Consider the following 16,692-nt stretch of genomic DNA (forward strand, 5'->3'; position numbering starts at 1 on the left):
GGATGGGCGAAAAATAAGCTGGAACATCCAGCTTATTTTTTTGTCCCTGCGAGGCTGGGAGAATTGAAGCATGAGACGATTGATTTTCAGAAGACTGCTGCAAACTTTGCCATTGCTGTTTTTTGTCTCAATCGCCTGCTTTGTTATGGTGAAGGCGGCACCGGGTGATCCGGTGCTTTCCTTCGTTACGCCTAACATGCATGCGGAAGACATTGAGCGCATCAGGCATAACCTCGGGCTGGACAAGCCCGCCTATATGCAATATTTTTTATGGCTGAAGGAATGCTTGACCGGGAATTTGGGTTATTCGCTTATTAATCATAAGCCCGTGCTGGATCAGATTTTGGAGCGTTTGCCAGCGACGGCGGGACTCATGGGCGCTGCTATTGGCTTGGCGGTATTGATCGCTATTCCCCTTGGCTTGCTCGCAGGGGCCAACCGCAGCAAGCTGGTCGATAAGCTTGTCAATTTATTAGCGTATATTGGCGTTTCGATTCCGCTTTTTTGGCTTGCTATTTTACTTATGTATTTCTTTTCGATTAAGCTGCATTGGCTGCCGAGTATGGGAATGCGGACGATCGGCACATATTCTGCGTTTGATGTCCTCTTGCATGCTATTTTGCCATGCTCGGTGCTGACTATCGGCTTTCTGGCCGTATATGTGCGTTATATCCGTTCCAGTACGATCAGCCAGCTCAAAGAGGATTACGTTCAAATTCAATATGCCTTTGGATCTGCGAAGCGGACGATTCTGTTTCGGCATGTAATGAAGCATGTATTGCTTCCTGTTATTACGCTGCTAGGCATGTCGATGGGCGACTTGGTTGCGGGCGCTATTGTGACGGAGACCGTATTTTCGTGGCCGGGGATCGGCTCACTTGGCATGACCGCAGTGCGCGGAATGGACTACCCCGTCATCATGGGCATTACACTGTTCTCTTCCGTTATGTTGATCCTGGGCAATTTGCTCGCGGATATTTTGTACAGCTTTGCGGACCCGAGAATCAAAACAACGAGGTGATCTCATGAATCGGAATAAATGGAGCAACGTCATCCGCGAGCTGCTGGCGAACAAACTGGGTATCATCGCTTTTCTTTTCCTGTTGGTCATTGCTTCCGCGGCGGCGCTTGCGTTTCTCTCATCAAAGGACCCAAACCAAATTAATGTCTTAGATCGGCTTAAGCCGCCAGGTGCTGGGCATTGGTTCGGAACGGATGATTACGGAAGGGACTACTTGGCTAGGGCGCTTTATGGTGGTCGTGTCTCCCTGATGGTTGGTTTCGTTTCGATGATTTTCGCGACGAGTATCGGCGTGGCGGTTGGAGTCATTAGCGGTTATTTCGGCGGGCTCATTGACAGCTTGCTCATGAGGCTGCTGGAAATCGTTATGTCGATTCCATCCTTCCTCATTCTGCTGCTGCTAAGCGTTTATTTAAAGCCGAGCGTAGGCAATATTATCGTTATTATTTCTTTATTGATGTGGATGAACATTGCCCGTATTATTCGGGCGGAGACGATGGCGCTGAAGGAACGTGAATATGTCATGTATGCCAAGGCATCAGGCCAGAGCTCATTCGGGATTATCATTAAGCACATTATACCGGGCTTAATGTCCGTTGTTATCGTTAGCGCGACAAACAATATCGCATCGGCAATTATGATGGAATCCTCGTTAAGCTTTCTGGGGTTTGGCGTCCAAGCTCCGAATGCGACTTGGGGCAGCATGCTGAACGGAGCACAGGGCTATTTGTCTCAAGCGCCATACTTAGCTATATTTCCGGGCGTATTAATTTTTCTAACGGTGCTTAGCTTTAACGTTCTCGGCGATATTTTGCGAGTGGGCTTTGAACCGAAGCTGGGTAAACGGTAACCGTCGTTGTGCGGCGGCATGAAGGAGTGTGAAGTACGATGGCAAAACGGCTGCTGACCGTAGAGGATTTAAAGGTTTCATTCCATACCCGGGACGGGCAAAATCAGGCGGTGCGAGGCGTCGGCTTTCATGTAGATGCCGGCGAGACCGTCGGCATCGTTGGGGAGTCAGGCAGCGGCAAGAGCGTGACTGCGAAGGCCATTATGGGGCTTATTCCCCCGCCAGGGCAAGTGCTTGGAGGCGAGATTCACTTTCGCGGTGAAAGCTTGAACAAGCTGCCGGAGAAGAAGTGGCGCGAGATCAGGGGCAACCGAATCGCAATGGTATTCCAGGACCCGATGACTTCTTTGAATCCGGTTAAGAAGATTGGCTTTCAAATGGCCGAGGTTATCCGCAGGCATCGAGGACTTGGCAAGGAGGAAGCGCTCCGAGAGGCTGTAGAGATGCTGCGAAAAGTAGGCATTTCCCAGCCGGAGCGCCGCGTTAATCAATACCCGCATGAATTTAGTGGCGGTATGCGCCAGCGGGTGATGATTGCCATGGCTCTTTCCTGCAGCCCGGAGCTGCTCATTGCGGACGAACCGACGACAGCTCTCGATGTCACCATTCAAGCGCAAATTCTTGATCTGCTCCATGATTTGAAGGAACAATCGGGTACAGCGGTCGTCCTAATTACACACGATTTAGGCGTCGTCGCTCAGGTGTGCTCCCGCGTCATTGTGATGTATGGCGGAATGGTCATGGAGGAAGGTACAGTCGAGGATATTTTCTATCGCACGGGACATCCGTATACGCAGGGCTTGCTCCGCTCGCTGCCGAAGCGAGGTGGCACAGGCCGGGAAAGGCTTGTACCGATTGAAGGATCGCCTCCGGATCTGATCGATCCACCGACAGGGTGTCCTTTCATGGAGCGCTGTCCTTATGCGTTCGCTAAGTGCAAGGAACTGCCGCCGATGTTCGAGCTGGCGGACGGCCATCGTTCTCTCTGCTGGCTTCTGGATGGGAAGAGTACGCTTGAGGGAGCATTAGCGGAAGGGGGGCTGGCGAATGAGCGACCATAACATTCTCGTGGATGTACGGAATTTGAAGAAGCATTTCTCTAAAGGGACCGATATATGGGGGCGCAGCACAGAGGTGCTGAAAGCCGTGGACGGTGTGAGCTTCCAAATTCGCAAAGGGGAAACGTTCGGGCTGGTCGGCGAGTCCGGAAGCGGCAAGTCGACAGTTGGGCGATGCCTTATCCGATTGTATGATTATACGGAGGGCGAGGTTTATTTTGACGGGCATGACTTGTCGAAGCTGGGGGATAAACAGTTGAAGCCATTCCGGCGGCGAATCCAAACCATCTTTCAGGATCCCTATTCATCGCTAAATCCAGGTATGAACGTGCTCGATTTGATTGGCGAGCCCATGAATATCCATGGCTTGTACATGAAGGAAGAGGAGCGCAAGGAAGTCGTTTCGGCTTTGCTCGAGAAGGTTGGACTGAAGCGGGAGCATCTTTATCGTTATCCCCATGAGTTCAGCGGCGGGCAGCGTCAGCGGATTTCGATTGCGCGCGCAGTGTCCGTAAGGCCAGACTTCGTCGTATGTGATGAGCCGATCTCAGCGCTTGACGTGTCCGTACAGGCGCAGGTGGTCAACATGCTGGAGGATTTGCAGGCTGAATTTGGCCTAACGTATTTGTTCATTGCCCATGACCTGTCTATGGTGCGCCATATTTCAGACCGCATTGGCGTTATGCACGGCGGGCGCCTCGTGGAAGTTGCGGATAGCGACGAACTATACGATAACCCGCTGCACCCCTATACGAAGGCGTTGTTGTCCGCCATCCCAATTCCCGATCCTAAAGCGGCGAGGGAAAGAAGCGCGTTTAAATATGATTTTGAGGCGTCTGGTGACAAGCAGCACGCAGAGCTTAGGGAAGTAAGTCCGGGGCACTTTGTTGCAGACCATGAATAAGGAGTAAGAATGGAAGGAGGGTGAAGCATGGAAACGAACAATCTGGTGAAGTTATCCCAATGGAATGCGTTGCTGCTCGAAGGGCTCAGGGCGCTAGGATGGTCCGACGAAGTCGTGTTGCGCAGAGTTAAAGAGGGTGATCTACCTTCTGACGAGAGCATGTACCACTTTGATTATCAGGAATTGGCGGCATTTGCCGCGGCCGAGCCTGAGACATTCGAGAGAGCGGTAAAGGAAGGCTACGCGATTAAATACAATACCGTCCGCGGTATCCGCTCATGGATCGCGGTCGCTTATGGCAAGGAGCCTGAGCTAGTTCTCGAGGAAGGCAACGAATCGGTGCTGGTTGTCCTTACGCCTGCGGAGAAGGAGCGGCTAGCAGCCGTTCTATCCTTCGGCTGGGCGATTCGCGAGGAGCAAGCAGGCACGTTATACCGTATCGAGCCTATCCAAAGATAAGCAGAAAAGGCTGTCAGAGGTTGTCGCCATAGGTGACAACCTCTTTGCTATTCCTTTCCCCTATTCGGATAGGGGGAAAGCATGAAGGATGGGGGGTCACTTAACCCTCTCAAGCGCGGAAGATTTGGTTTTACAGTACAAGTAGACTTATCCCGCTCAAATACAGCATATTGGCGGTCATTGAGGGGATGTGGGAATAAATAGGCCTACTTTCTAGATCTAAACCTTCCAATATTGCTCATTTAAACAAATTAGATCTAAAAAGTAGGCTTATTCGGCTCAAGGTTGGCAAATTGGCGGTCATTGAGGGGACGTGCGACTAAATAGGTCTACTTTCTAGATCTAAACCTTTCAATATTGCTCATTTGAACAAAATAGATCTAAAAAGTAGGCTTATTCGGCTCAAAGTTGGCATATTGGCGGTCATTGAGGGGGTGTGCGATTCTTTAGTTCTATTTTTCTACTTATTTCGAGCAGGTTCAGTGTTTAAACGGTATGAGTTGAAGTGGGGTGAGGAGGAACCGGTGGTTACTGCCTTTCTTCGACACGGTGCTGACTCCCGAATGACGAGAAAAGGAGCTGTCCATACAGGCATGAAGCCTGATGAAACAGCCCCAACTAAGGGTTCTAAAATGTGCCAACGTTTTTTGCTACATTAACTCGCCAAGCAAGTAACTACGCTTTTTGCTCATAGAGCTTCACGATTTCAAGGATGGTATTCACTGCCTTCTCCATATTGTCTACAGAGACATATTCGTAGCGCCCATGGTAGTTCTCGCCACCGGTAAAAAGGTTTGGCGTCGGCAGGCCCATGTAGGATAGCTGCGAGCCATCGGTTCCGCCGCGAATCGGCTGGATCAATGGCTCGATTCCGAGGTTTTCAAGCGCTTGCCGCGCGATGTCCACGACTTCCTTGACGGGTTCGATTTTCTCGCCCATGTTGAAGTACTGGTCTTTAATTTCAAGCTCGATGCGATGCTCGCCGTATTTAGCCTGGAGATCCTTTACGATGCCGGTTAGCAGCGTTTTGCGTTCTTGGAACTTCGTACCATCATGGTCGCGAATCAAATAACGAAGCTGGGTCTGTTCGACGTCGCCCTCAATGGACGTGAGATGGAAGAAGCCCTCATAACCTTCCGTGAGCTCAGGCACCTCATCCGCAGGCAGCCTGCTATGGAGCTCCATAGCAATTTTGGCCGAGTTGACCATCTTACCTTTTGCGGTGCCGGGGTGTACGTTTTTGCCTTTGCAAGTGATGAGTGCGCCAGCTGCGTTAAAGCTCTCGTACTGAAGCTCGCCTAGCGGTCCTCCATCCATCGTATAAGCGTAGACGGCATCGAAGGCAGCAACATCAAACTTGTGCGGGCCTCTGCCGATTTCTTCGTCCGGCGTAAAGGCTACGCGGATCTTGCCGTGCTTCAGCTCGGGATGGCGGATTAAATGAGCCATGGCGGTCATAATTTCGGCGATGCCAGCCTTGTCGTCAGCGCCGAGCAGCGTAGTGCCGTCCGTCGTAATCAAGGTATGGCCTTGATAACCGGTAAGCTCAGGGAACTCTTTTGGTGATAGGATGATATTCAATGCTTCGTTCAAAATAATATCCTGCCCATCGTAGTTTTCAACGATCTGCGGCTTTACATTCGTACCGGTAAAATCGGTAGCCGTATCGATGTGGGCAAGAAAGCCGATGGTTGGTATGTTCTTGTCGGTGTTGGCGGGTAGGGTAGCCATGACATAGCCGTTGTCATCAATCGTAATCTCTTGCATGCCAATCGAAGCAAGCTCTTCTACGAGCATGCGGGCTAGCACCCATTGTCCCGGTGTAGAGGGGCAAGTCTCGCTGCTATCATCCGACTGGGTTTCCACTTGCGCGTATGTAATAAACCGGTTCATAATCTCCGTTTTCATTGTCGTTACTCAGCTCCATTGCTTTTATTTTTATAGGGTAAATTATAATACAAAAGAAGCGGCATCCCAAATGATGCCGCTTCTTCCTATTGCCTATTTAAACATGAGAGGCAGCAGCTGGCTGATTTTTCTCGGAGGTCAGTCTGCTCTTGCCTACAAAGAGGGCCGTAACGAAGCCAAGGCCGCCAACACAAATACTAAGTATGAAGCCATGGTTAATGGCCGTGCTTAGCGATTCTTGTAAGAATCGACGAATGTGAGGTTCCATTTCACCGCCGGCGCGCATGAGCAGCTCCGGATTAGCTAATGTGCTGGTTTTATCGGCAGGAATGCCAGCTTGTTCCGCACCATCCGAAATCAGCCTAGTCAAGTTGCCATTGACAATCGTTGCCATGATGGAAGCTCCCAATATACCGCCGATATTGCGCCAGAAGCCTACAATGGAGGAGCTGACACCCATATATTTCGGGTCCACATTAGCGGCAATTGCGCTTTGCGCTACGCTCATTAAGGGGCCAACTGCTCCGAGACCTAGCAAAATCATTAGCACAATCATAAATCCGCTCGAAGCATCCGGTCCTACGTTAGCAAGCAGGGAGGCTACGATGATGGTCATGAGCATCGTGAAGAGCATGAGAGTACGGAAGGCAAATTTAGATTGCAAAAATCCGAACAACATCGCTCCGACAATCAAGGATGCCATCATAGGAGTCAGCACGCCGTTTGAATTCGTGTGGCCAAGCACCCCGATCGTAAAGCTAGGCAAATACGTAATGGCCGAGAACATAATTACGCCCTGACAGAAACAGAGAATGCTCGTTCCGAGAACCATCTTATTTTTGAATATGCCAAGCGGCAGCACCGGCTCGGCAGCTCGCAGCTCCACCAATATAAATAAAGTACCGATGACAGCAGATGTTACAAAAAGGCCAATCACCTGCCAGGAATTCCATGCATAATCTTTGCCGCCCCATTCGAGAGCCAGCATTAAAGAGATGGTGGTCATCATGAGGAACAGCGTTCCTAAATAATCGATTTTCGGTTTGCGGTCGGAGCGGGTTTCTTTAAGGGCAATCATCAACACGATCATAGAAGCCAAGCCGATTGGCACATTAATGTAAAAATTCCATCTCCAGCCCATATGCTCAGTAATGAAGCTGCCAAGTTGTGGCCCTGCAACGGAGGAAAGTCCGAAGATGGCGCCGAATACGCCAGACATTTTTGCAGCATCCTTGGGATCCTTAAATATCGTGTAAATGATAGTGAAGCTGATCGGAAATAGGGCGCCGGAGCCTATTCCTTGAATAACGCGGAACCAGATGAGCTGATCAGCGCTTTGTGCAACCCCGCATAGGGCAGAGCCGAGAAGAAATAAGCCAATTCCGATCATATAGAACATTTTCCGGCCGAACAGGTCGGACATTTTGCCGAAGACAAGCATGGTGCTCGTTGCCGCTAGCATATAGGCCGTAAATACCCAGCTGACCTTGTCAAAAATGTTAAAATCCTCACTAATTTTGTTGATACAGGACGCCACAATGGTATTGTCGAGAGATGACATCAATAAGCCGAGCGCCATCGCTAGAATTATAAGCTTGTTATTTGAACCGGTGCTTGCCATGGCTATGCTCTCTCCTCTTGTTCTAATTGTTCCATGCGCGCCAAGCCTTCTTGAAGGGTCTCAAGTTTGGCTGTGTACTCTTTGATTCCTATTTCGATGCAAATAATGTGAGCAGGGTGCATGCCAGCTTTGTAAATGGCATATTTCTTGCTCAGCTCCTCCAATTGCTTTCTGGTGTGCTCTTCTGCTTGCTTGAGCCAAGCGATGACGAGATCATTCCCGACAAACTGGCCAAAATAAAGACGCATCAAAAAGTCTGATTTGATTGAATCCGACTCCATAGGGCTATGCAAGTAGGAATGGAATTGTTGTTTGCCGTGTTCCGTAATCGTATACACGTTTTTGTTCGGTTTGCCCTCCTGAACGACATTTTCCTTTGTGAGCAGTTCTTCTTTCTCCATCCGATGAAGCATGGGATAGATCGTTCCATAGCTGGAGCTGTAGAAGTAAGCGAAAATATCCTCAAATAATTGTTTGATTTCGTAGCCGGATAATGATCGCTTCATAAGCATGCCTAAAATAACATCTTGACTGTTCAAATACGTACCTCCTCCATACTATTCAAAGCAATAGGGCGTCTTGGATTCATCTGTATTTTCATGTATTGCGATTTGTAATATATCACTCCAATATATATCATGTCAATATATATAAATGGATGGTCTAACCAAATTATCTTTTTTGGCTTAATTATGCGTTAGTCCAAAAACACCAAAAAGCCCCTGAATAGTTCAGGGGCTCCTCTTGCCTGCAAAAGGAATAGCTTCACGTTCATCCTCAATAAAACACCTTGCGATGCAGCAGTTCAAGTGCATCGGCCAGCTTCTGCAGCTCCTCCTCCGATTCCTTCTCAATTCGCTGCGCGAACCGAGCCGCAATGAACCCGAAAGCTTCGCCCATCATCGCTTCGCCCTTTGCGGAAAGGCGAATAAACTGCTTGCGTCGGTCCTCTTCGTCGGTCACCTTTTCGCATAACTCCTTATCGGTTAGCTTCTTTAGTTCCCTACTCGTATTCGGCATCGACATCAGCATGCAGTCACTAATTTCGCTGATCGTAACCGGCTGGCTTACGGCAATGTATTCCATGATTTTATATTGAACGGGCGTTATCGATTTGGGTCGTAGATCCTTGGATATTTCATTTGTGGTTTGATGAACAGCCGTCGTGAAGGCCACGAATTGTTGGAACATGGCGCTATTGTCCATGAGATCACCTCTATTGACACGATAGCAAATTAGTTCTCATAAAACAATTATCTTTTGACAACTATTTTATCGATGTGCTACGATTTAATTATCAAATGATAAGTAAAAGGGGTTTTATTATGAACATGCTCATTATTTATACACATCCTAACCATAAAAGCTTAAGCTATTCTTTTTTGCAGGAGGTCATTCAGGGGAGTAAGGCGAATGCGGCGATTAAAGAAATAAAGGTATTGGATTTGTACGAGGAACAGTTTAATCCGGTCTTGGTCTTTAATGAAAACAAGCGCCGCAGAGACATGCATGCCGACCCACAATTGGCCAAATATAGGGAGCAGCTGACGTGGGCCGACAAAATTGTGTTGGTGTACCCGATCTGGTGGGGGCGTCCGCCAGCTATGCTTATGGGTTACATTGATCAGATGTTTGCTTCCGGCTTTGCCTATAAGGATAACGGGGGAATGCTGCCGGAAGGACTGCTGAAAGGGAAGTCGGTTGTTTGTATTTCAAGCATGAAGGGCCCTACGTTTTACCCACTATATTGGTTGTATAATGCGCATAAGGTCTTGATGCGAAAAGCGCTGTTCAACTATGTTGGCATCAAAAAGGTGAAGTTTTTTGAGTTTGGCAGCATGGAGAGCCCGAAAGGCAAGCATGCTCAGAAGCTGCAGCGAATTAACCGCTATTTTAAGATGGTGAACAGTTAATGGCGCCATTTTATGTTATTTTTACAGGTTTTCGCTCCTTATGAAATTTAAGTGTGGAAGCCTAAAATAAACCTTCTTTTTTTACAAAACCTTCACGCTGCGAAAACAGAACAATAATATCTTCTTGTTATGATGGGCCAGTCCGGTAGAGCCGGACGAGTCAAATTCATTTACAAAGGAGATTATTATGAACAAGGTTTACAACCGGTTATTATCTATTCTGTTATCTTCGGCACTATTGCTAGGTATGTTCGGCGCAGCCGCACCGTCTTCGGTATCGGCAGCTCCAGCGGATGAGCCCATTGTGTTACTGCCAGGAAATTCGGAGTGGAAATATTTCGATAAAGGCGTCGATCAGGGAACTGTATGGCAATCGACTTACGATGATTCGGCTTGGAGCCAAGGCAATGCGCCTTTCGGATACAAGGATTCGGGAGCAGTAATCAGCACAGCGCGTTTCGGCGCTTTGAAAACCGTCGTTGATTACGGCGGCGATAAAAAGAAGAAGCATCGGACGACTTACTTCCGTCAAATTCTAAATGTGGATGCAAATGAAATCGGCGAGTATGGCCAATTGCTGGCTACTTTCGCGATTGATGACGGTGCCGTCTTTTATGTAAACGGAACGGAAATCAAACGCTTCGGCTTGCCGGAGGGCGAGATCACGTATAGCACTTTTGCAACATCAAGCAAGGACCTACCGGTTCTTTACGAGGCTGTTGACCTGACAGCTGAGCTGAAAGCAGCGCTTCACCCAGGCGACAATGAGCTAGCGGTAGAGGTTCATCAGCAAAGCGACAGCAGCTCCGACCTCTATTTTGATATGGAGCTTGCAGCGCTTCATAAGGCGCCAGCCATTGAAGTTAGCAAGGTGACGGTAACTTTTAACGGTGACCCGGTCAGCTCCAAAGGATTTACATGGTACACGCCGCTTGCTTCTACTCGCAGCGACCTGCAGGTAGTAGAGAAAACGGAAAGTACAGCTGATTTCACAAATGCAGCCCTATTTACGGGTACCACTACCGTTTCAAAAAATTCAAACGGCGAGCATGTGCATAAGGCGGAAGCTTCCGGCCTTAAAGCAGATACATCTTATTTCTTCCGCGTTGGCGACCAAAACCTGGATGTATGGAGCGAGACGGGAACGTTTCAAACCGCACCGATTGGCGGAGCTTTTTCCTTTATTGATCTAACTGATACGCAAGCAAAAGAAGAAGACGAAGCGATTCTTTCGGCAGCAACGCTTTCCAAAGCGTTGGCTACTGTGCCAAACGCGAAGTTCATTGTTCATAACGGCGACGTTGTTGAAAATGGAACTTCAGAGCAAGAATGGAACTGGCTGCTTGGCCATTCGCAAGCGAGCTTGCTGAATACGACGCTCGTTCCGGCGGCCGGAAATCATGAAGACGATAACTATTCCTTTATCGATCACTTTAACGTAAAAACTCCCGAGAATGCAGCTACGGAAACGGGAGCTTACTATTCTTATGATTACAGCAATGCGCATTTTATCGTATTGAACTCCAATGAGAACTCTGCGGAATATGCTAACTTCTCGGTTGAGCAAGTAGAATGGATGAAAAAGGATGTAGAAGCTGCGAAAGCAGCCGGTGCAGAGTGGATTTTGGTTAATATCCATAAAGGCCCGTATACGACATCGAACCACGCCACGGATAGCGACATTATTGGCACTAACGGCGTACGGAACAAAATCGCGCCTCTGATGAATGAGCTGGGCATCGATTTTGTATTCCAAGGCCATGACCATATCTATGCACGCACCAAGCCAATCAAAAGCGATGGCACTGCGGAAGCGGTTGAAAAGATTACAGAATCGATCAACGGAAAAACGATCGAGTACGCGGTTAAGCCAGACGGCACGATCTATTTGATCCCGGCTACTGCAGGAGCGAAAGTTTATTTCAAAAATACGAAGGCACAGCTTGGCGATGCCTACTTCAACTTGTTCGAGCTGGCAGACGAGAACCATGCGAGAAAATATGGCGACACGACCAGCCTTGCACGCGGTCATGTACAGAACTTTGTCGGCGTTACGATCGATGGCGGCAAGCTGACGGCCGTAACGTATGAAATCGACAAAAACATTAATGACGGCGTGCCGTTCATTATTGACCAATTCGGAATCGTGAAAGAAACAAAACCGGATTATAGCAACGAAAAAATCAGCAAGGTAACCGTTACGTTTAACGGAGATACAAAAACCGCTAAAGGTTTTGCATGGTATAGCTCCCTCCTGCTTACAGGAACGGATCTTCAGGTAGTTGAGAAAACAGACGCAGCGGCTGACTTTAATCATGCGCTGACGTTTTCTGGACGCTCAAGCGTATCCTCGAACTCGGTGAACGAGCTTGTTCATAAAGCGGAGGCGACTGGCCTTAAAGCGAATACCGCTTATGATTTCCGCGTCGGCGATGCGGCACTTAATATTTGGAGCGAAGCGGGGACCTTCCGCACAGCGCCAGAGAGCGGAGCATTTACGTTTATTGATTTGGCGGATACGCAAGCGAAGGAAGAGGACGAAGCGAAGCTGTCGGCCGAAACGTTGGCAAAAGCGCTTATCCAAGTGCCAAACGCACAATTCGTTGTGCATAATGGTGACATTGTAGATACGGGTACAAAGGAAGAGCAGTGGAACTGGCTGCTTGGCAATTCCCAAACCAGCTTGCTGAACACGACAATCGTTCCCTCTGCAGGTAACCATGAAGACAAGAACAATGCGTTCTACGAGCATTTCAACATCAAGGAAGCGGAAAATTCCGCAACGCTAACCGGCGCTTATTATTCATATGATTACAGCAACGCACATTTTGTTGTGCTCAACTCTAATGAAAACTCGGAGGAGTACGCCAACTTCTCGGTGGCCCAAGTGGAATGGCTGAAGAAGGATGTACAGGCTGCGAAGGCAGCGGGTGCGCAGTGGATCATCGTTAATATCCATAAAGGCCCGTACACCACTTCAAACCATGCAACGGATTCCGATATTATAGGCGCTAACGGGGTGCGTAACCAAATAGCTCCGCTAATGGCGGAGCTGGGCATCGACTTTGTCGTTCAGGGCCATGACCATATCTATGCGCGTACGAAGCCGATCAAACAAGACGGAACAGCTTCTGCGCCAGAGAAAATTACAGAAACGCTGAACGGCGAGAAAATTGAGTACTCGGTTAATCCTGACGGCTCAATTTATGTCATTCCTGCTACGGCAGGTCCGAAGGTTTATTATAAAAACGCTAAACCAGAGCTTGGCGATGCGTATTACAGCCTCTTCGAGCGTGCGGAAGAGAACCATGCTGCCAAGTACGGACCAGATCCAAGCGACAGCAAGCGCCCGATGCGCAGCCAAGTACAGAACTTTGTTGGCATTACGATCGATGGCGGCAAACTGACGGCAGTAACGTATGAAATTGATCAAAACCTGAACAATGCTGAGCCGTTTATCGTGGATCAGTTCGGAATCGTGAAGAAAACTGTTACAGACCCTGGAACAAATCCAGGAACGAATCCAGGAACGAATCCAGGAACGACAAACCCAGGAACTAATCCTGGAACAACCAACCCAGGCACAACCAACCCAGGCACGACGAACCCTGGAACGACCAATCCGGGAACTGGCAATGGTGGCGGCAGCACGCCATCCGTCGTCTTGACAGACATCGCAAGCCACTGGGCTGCGTCCGCGATTGAGCAAGCGGTAGAAGCAGGCTTCGTGAAAGGTTATGAAAACAATGCTTTCCGTCCGAATAAAGGCGTGAACCGTGCCGAGTTTATTACGATGCTGGCTCGTGCGCTGAAGCTTCCTGACACAGGCAAGACCATGGATTTCAAGGATGCTGGCAAAATCCCGGCATGGGCGCAATCCTTTGTTGCACAAGCTGTAGAATCAGGCATCATCAGCGGTTATCAGGATGGTACCTTTGGCCCTGAGAAAGAGCTCAACCGCGCTGAGATGGTTGCGATGATCGTTCGCGCTAGCGGAATCAAGGTTAACCCGGATGCCAAGCTATCCTTTGCGGATACGAAGAACATTCCGGCATGGGCTGTGCCTTACGTAGCAGCAGCTGTTGATGCTGGGCTGGTTAGCGGCGTAGGCCAAAACCGTTTTGCACCGATGCAGGTGGCTACAAGAGCCGAGTCGGTAGCGCTCATTATTGGGCTGCTTAACCAAACAAAGTAAGCGAAATGGCATAGATTCAAAACCGAAGCCTGCAAGCTTCGCCTATCCGGCGTCGTTTGCAGGCTTCTTTCATTCGGGGGAATAACATATGGCTGTATAAGGCCAATAAGGCTATCTAAACCCTTCCCATGGAGAACTCTTGCTGGTAGATGAAATGGACTTTCTCGAGCACGTTCAGGCTTTGTTCCGCAAATCGCAGCGGAGTCGCTTTTCCTTTATTGAGGAAGACGCCTGTCATTTCTTTTGCATGGCCTAAAGCAGCTTCGTATAAACGGGAGGCGCCTTTGCTTGGATGGGAGAAAAATAAATTTCGAATCGGAATCATGTACCGCGGCATTCCTGCATTTTTGGTCATTGTGGTTTTGTTTCCTCCCGGGCAGGCGCTCGTCAATCGAATTCCTTCTGTAAGAGCTGACGAAGCGGCTTCTTGTGTCCACAGGGAAAGAGCTAGCTTGCTGGCGGCATACGGACCAACAAGCTTCTTAAACGAAGCGGGTTTATCCAGTGTCTTGAAGTCAAATTGCTTAAGAAATAATAATGCGTTTGAAGAGGTGTTGATCACTGTTTTCATCGTTCCCTCAAGCAATAGCGGTTTCAGCTCCAAATAGATGAAATAAGGGACTACGGTGTTCACCTCAAAATGCATCTCACGGCCCTGTAGCGAATAATTTCGTTCGCCTAATGATACGCCTGCATTATTAAAGATGACGTCAATGAACGTCTCCTTGCTTTTGATTTGACTCAATACAGCCTTGAGAGACTTGAAGTCGGCCAAATCGGCCTTGTATATTCTTAACTGCTTCGTTTGTAAGGAGCTGGCAATGAGCGGATCTTCACTCGATAAGCTGGAGCGGATTAGAGCGAGAACTTGCCAGCCTTCGGCCAGCAAGCGCTTGGTTAGCTCAAATCCCACACCGGAGGCGGCGCCTGTAACTAAAGCCACCTTTGATGGCTTGATGTTCGTCATGTTCATTTCTCCTCATTTATATGATTTAGCATTTCATCAGGGCGATTGAGTAGAGACTGATTGTTGCTCAGCTTGTGATCTATAAACTGCAATACACGTTGGAGCTCATCGACTTGCCGCTGGACTTTCTGCCTGTACTCTACAAACATGGCATGCAGCTCGGGCACCTTGGTTATTTCTTCTTTAAAAGAAAGCGGGACGTAGATTTTCATCTCCTCCAAGGTCATCCCTGTTTTTTTGAGACAGGTGATTAGTTCCATAATGTCGGTATCCGTCGCTTGATAGACGCGGTGGCCATTTTTCTTTCTTTTGGCTGGTGGGAGAAGCCCGATTTTTTCATAATAACGAAGGGCATCCTCGGTTAAGCCCGTTTTAGCTGAAATTTGCTTAATGGTATAGGTTTCACTCATGTTTTCACCTGCTTCCCCATATTGAAAATATTTCCTGCTGGGCGGTGGCGGTTCAATCGGAATAGGTTTATGCTACAACTTGGTGTTAACACCAAGTCAATAGGTATTTTTTATTCAAAATAAATGCCCCGATTCTACTTGTTTTAATGGTGCAATTTTGGGACAATAATAAGCAGATTATACGTTTCGGCAGACTGGTCAAAGCAGGACTGAATTATGGCGTTTTGAAAAGAGGCTATCGCATGAGTAAAGAATCTATATATGGATTAACATTTGAACAATTAACGGAATGGCTGAACGGACATGGCTTTACGAAATTCCGTGCTTCTCAAGTATGGGAATGGCTTTACCGGAAGCGGGTAACTAGTTTCGCAGAGATGACGGATGTGAAGCAAGAGTGCCTTGCGCTGCTGGAGGAGCATTTTGTTATCCAGACGCTTACGGAGCATACCAGGCAGGAATCCGCTGACGGGACGAACAAGTTTTTGTTCAAGCTGAAGGACGGCAACTTGATTGAGACGGTTCTCATGAGGCATAAATTCGGGCTTTCGGTGTGCGTGACAACCCAAGTGGGCTGCAACATCGGCTGCAGCTTCTGCGCAAGCGGGCTGCTGGCGAAGAGCCGTGATCTCTCCAGCGCCGAGATCGTAGAGCAGATTATGCAGGCGCAATTGCATCTGGACCGTATGGAGCAAGACGAGCATGTAAGCCATGTGGTCGTTATGGGCATTGGCGAGCCCTTCGATAATTTCCAGAACATGACCGATTTTATCGGCGTGGTCAAGAGCCAGAAGGGCCTTGCGATTGCGGCAAGGCATATTACGGTTTCTACAAGCGGACTTGCGAACAAAATCGTGGAGTTTGCGGATTCCGACCTGCAGGTTAACCTTGCGGTTTCTTTGCACGCGCCTAATAACGAGCTGAGAACGCGCATTATGAAAATCAACAAGGCGATTCCAATTGAGAAATTGATGCAGTCGATCGATTATTATTTAGAGAAAACCAACCGCAGAATTACGCTTGAGTACATTTTGCTCAAGGATGTCAATGATCAGCGCGAGCATGCCTTGGAGCTTGCGGAGCTCATCGGTAACCGCCGCAGCTTGGCTAATGTGAATCTCATCCCTTACAATCCGGTGGATGAGCACAGCCAGTATCAACGGACAGACCGCGAAACGATTCGCGCGTTCTACGATACGCTGAAGAAGCAAGGCGTCAGCGTGAGCGTGCGTCTAGAGCACGGCACCGATATTGACGCGGCCTGCGGGCAGCTACGAAGCAAGCAAATCAAAAAATCCAAGGAGCTTCAGCTTGGATAATAGAGGAGTAGGACGGGGCGTTTCCATAAGCATAGTGCTTATAGGGAGCGCCCTTATTTTTAAAATA

At 48.6% G+C, this 16,692-nt stretch carries 14 protein-coding genes; 8 read left to right on the forward strand and 6 right to left on the reverse strand.

Translation table 11 applies throughout. The features are described from left to right. The first annotated feature begins 70 nt into the window (after window positions 1-70). Genes FJQ58_RS20420 through FJQ58_RS20440 form a run of 5 tightly spaced genes read left to right on the forward strand, consistent with a single transcriptional unit; the run spans window position 71 to window position 4,292 of the window. On the forward strand, window positions 71-1,021 hold the full coding sequence (locus FJQ58_RS20420; RefSeq protein WP_139996625.1) for an ABC transporter permease: 951 nt from the start codon (window positions 71-73) through the stop codon (window positions 1,019-1,021). 4 nt (window positions 1,022-1,025) lie between these two features. Next, window positions 1,026-1,871 (forward strand): ABC transporter permease, encoded by an 846-nt coding sequence (locus FJQ58_RS20425; RefSeq protein ID WP_139996626.1) that lies wholly within the window; start codon window positions 1,026-1,028, stop codon window positions 1,869-1,871. 38 nt (window positions 1,872-1,909) lie between these two features. Beyond that, window positions 1,910-2,932 carry an ABC transporter ATP-binding protein gene (locus FJQ58_RS20430; RefSeq protein ID WP_139996628.1) on the forward strand — a complete coding sequence of 341 codons (1,023 nt, stop codon included), beginning with the start codon at window positions 1,910-1,912 and terminating at the stop codon, window positions 2,930-2,932. Further along, entirely contained in the window at window positions 2,919-3,833 is a 915-nt protein-coding gene (locus FJQ58_RS20435) for an ABC transporter ATP-binding protein (protein WP_139996629.1), read from the forward strand. Before FJQ58_RS20430 ends, FJQ58_RS20435 begins: the two co-directional genes overlap by 14 nt. A gap of 27 nt (window positions 3,834-3,860) precedes the next feature. After that, a complete protein-coding gene (locus FJQ58_RS20440; protein ID WP_139996631.1) occupies window positions 3,861-4,292 on the forward strand; it encodes a hypothetical protein in 432 nt (143 codons plus the stop codon). Between the two features lie 675 nt (window positions 4,293-4,967). Here the strand turns inward: FJQ58_RS20440 and pepT are convergent. The 4 genes from pepT to FJQ58_RS20460 form a co-directional block, all read right to left on the reverse strand. Next, complete coding sequence (gene pepT / locus FJQ58_RS20445; protein ID WP_139996632.1) at window positions 4,968-6,200, reverse strand: peptidase T; 1,233 nt, start codon at window positions 6,198-6,200, stop codon at window positions 4,968-4,970. Between the two features lie 97 nt (window positions 6,201-6,297). After that, a complete protein-coding gene (locus FJQ58_RS20450; RefSeq protein WP_139996633.1) occupies window positions 6,298-7,821 on the reverse strand; it encodes a DHA2 family efflux MFS transporter permease subunit in 1,524 nt (507 codons plus the stop codon). A 2-nt stretch (window positions 7,822-7,823) separates the two neighbouring features. Then, entirely contained in the window at window positions 7,824-8,360 is a 537-nt protein-coding gene (locus FJQ58_RS20455; RefSeq protein WP_139996634.1) for a PadR family transcriptional regulator, read from the reverse strand. A gap of 238 nt (window positions 8,361-8,598) precedes the next feature. After that, window positions 8,599-9,027 carry a MarR family winged helix-turn-helix transcriptional regulator gene (locus FJQ58_RS20460; protein WP_139996636.1) on the reverse strand — a complete coding sequence of 143 codons (429 nt, stop codon included), beginning with the start codon at window positions 9,025-9,027 and terminating at the stop codon, window positions 8,599-8,601. A gap of 119 nt (window positions 9,028-9,146) precedes the next feature. Between FJQ58_RS20460 and FJQ58_RS20465 the strand changes: the two genes are divergently transcribed. Together FJQ58_RS20465 and FJQ58_RS20470 are read left to right on the forward strand one after the other, a co-directional pair. Beyond that, on the forward strand, window positions 9,147-9,734 hold the full coding sequence (locus tag FJQ58_RS20465; RefSeq protein ID WP_139996637.1) for an NAD(P)H-dependent oxidoreductase: 588 nt from the start codon (window positions 9,147-9,149) through the stop codon (window positions 9,732-9,734). Window positions 9,735-9,921: 187 nt separating this feature from the next. After that, window positions 9,922-13,929 (forward strand): S-layer homology domain-containing protein, encoded by a 4,008-nt coding sequence (locus FJQ58_RS20470; RefSeq protein WP_238404211.1) that lies wholly within the window; start codon window positions 9,922-9,924, stop codon window positions 13,927-13,929. A gap of 115 nt (window positions 13,930-14,044) precedes the next feature. Here the strand turns inward: FJQ58_RS20470 and FJQ58_RS20475 are convergent, their stop codons facing one another. Beyond that, complete coding sequence (locus FJQ58_RS20475; protein ID WP_139996639.1) at window positions 14,045-14,896, reverse strand: SDR family NAD(P)-dependent oxidoreductase; 852 nt, start codon at window positions 14,894-14,896, stop codon at window positions 14,045-14,047. Between the two features lie 2 nt (window positions 14,897-14,898). Then, window positions 14,899-15,306, reverse strand: a complete 408-nt coding sequence (locus FJQ58_RS20480; RefSeq protein ID WP_139996641.1) for a MerR family transcriptional regulator — start codon at window positions 15,304-15,306, stop codon at window positions 14,899-14,901. A gap of 242 nt (window positions 15,307-15,548) precedes the next feature. Here FJQ58_RS20480 and rlmN point away from each other — a divergent pair, with 242 nt between their 5' ends. After that, the gene (gene rlmN, locus FJQ58_RS20485; RefSeq protein WP_139996642.1) at window positions 15,549-16,625 is read left to right on the forward strand and encodes a dual-specificity RNA methyltransferase RlmN; all 1,077 of its coding nucleotides are present in this window, start codon (window positions 15,549-15,551) and stop codon (window positions 16,623-16,625) included. The last annotated feature ends 67 nt before the right edge of the window (window positions 16,626-16,692 follow it).

It is taken from the genome of Paenibacillus paridis (assembly GCF_006345825.1).
Taxonomy (GTDB): domain Bacteria; phylum Bacillota; class Bacilli; order Paenibacillales; family Paenibacillaceae; genus Pristimantibacillus; species Pristimantibacillus paridis.

What these genes read in the sequence shown, in the direction of transcription:
- FJQ58_RS20440 (WP_139996631.1), top strand. Translation starts at nt 3,861, where the DNA reads ATGGAAACGAACAATCTGGTGAAGTTATCCCAATGGAATGCGTTGCTG.
- FJQ58_RS20420 (WP_139996625.1), top strand. Translation starts at nt 71, where the DNA reads ATGAGACGATTGATTTTCAGAAGACTGCTGCAAACTTTGCCATTGCTG.
- FJQ58_RS20480 (WP_139996641.1), bottom strand. Translation starts at nt 15,306, where the DNA reads ATGAGTGAAACCTATACCATTAAGCAAATTTCAGCTAAAACGGGCTTA.
- FJQ58_RS20475 (WP_139996639.1), bottom strand. Translation starts at nt 14,896, where the DNA reads ATGACGAACATCAAGCCATCAAAGGTGGCTTTAGTTACAGGCGCCGCC.
- FJQ58_RS20425 (WP_139996626.1), top strand. Translation starts at nt 1,026, where the DNA reads ATGAATCGGAATAAATGGAGCAACGTCATCCGCGAGCTGCTGGCGAAC.
- pepT (WP_139996632.1), bottom strand. Translation starts at nt 6,200, where the DNA reads ATGAAAACGGAGATTATGAACCGGTTTATTACATACGCGCAAGTGGAA.
- rlmN (WP_139996642.1), top strand. Translation starts at nt 15,549, where the DNA reads ATGAGTAAAGAATCTATATATGGATTAACATTTGAACAATTAACGGAA.
- FJQ58_RS20450 (WP_139996633.1), bottom strand. Translation starts at nt 7,821, where the DNA reads ATGGCAAGCACCGGTTCAAATAACAAGCTTATAATTCTAGCGATGGCG.
- FJQ58_RS20460 (WP_139996636.1), bottom strand. Translation starts at nt 9,027, where the DNA reads ATGGACAATAGCGCCATGTTCCAACAATTCGTGGCCTTCACGACGGCT.
- FJQ58_RS20465 (WP_139996637.1), top strand. Translation starts at nt 9,147, where the DNA reads ATGAACATGCTCATTATTTATACACATCCTAACCATAAAAGCTTAAGC.
- FJQ58_RS20470 (WP_238404211.1), top strand. Translation starts at nt 9,922, where the DNA reads ATGAACAAGGTTTACAACCGGTTATTATCTATTCTGTTATCTTCGGCA.
- FJQ58_RS20430 (WP_139996628.1), top strand. Translation starts at nt 1,910, where the DNA reads ATGGCAAAACGGCTGCTGACCGTAGAGGATTTAAAGGTTTCATTCCAT.
- FJQ58_RS20435 (WP_139996629.1), top strand. Translation starts at nt 2,919, where the DNA reads ATGAGCGACCATAACATTCTCGTGGATGTACGGAATTTGAAGAAGCAT.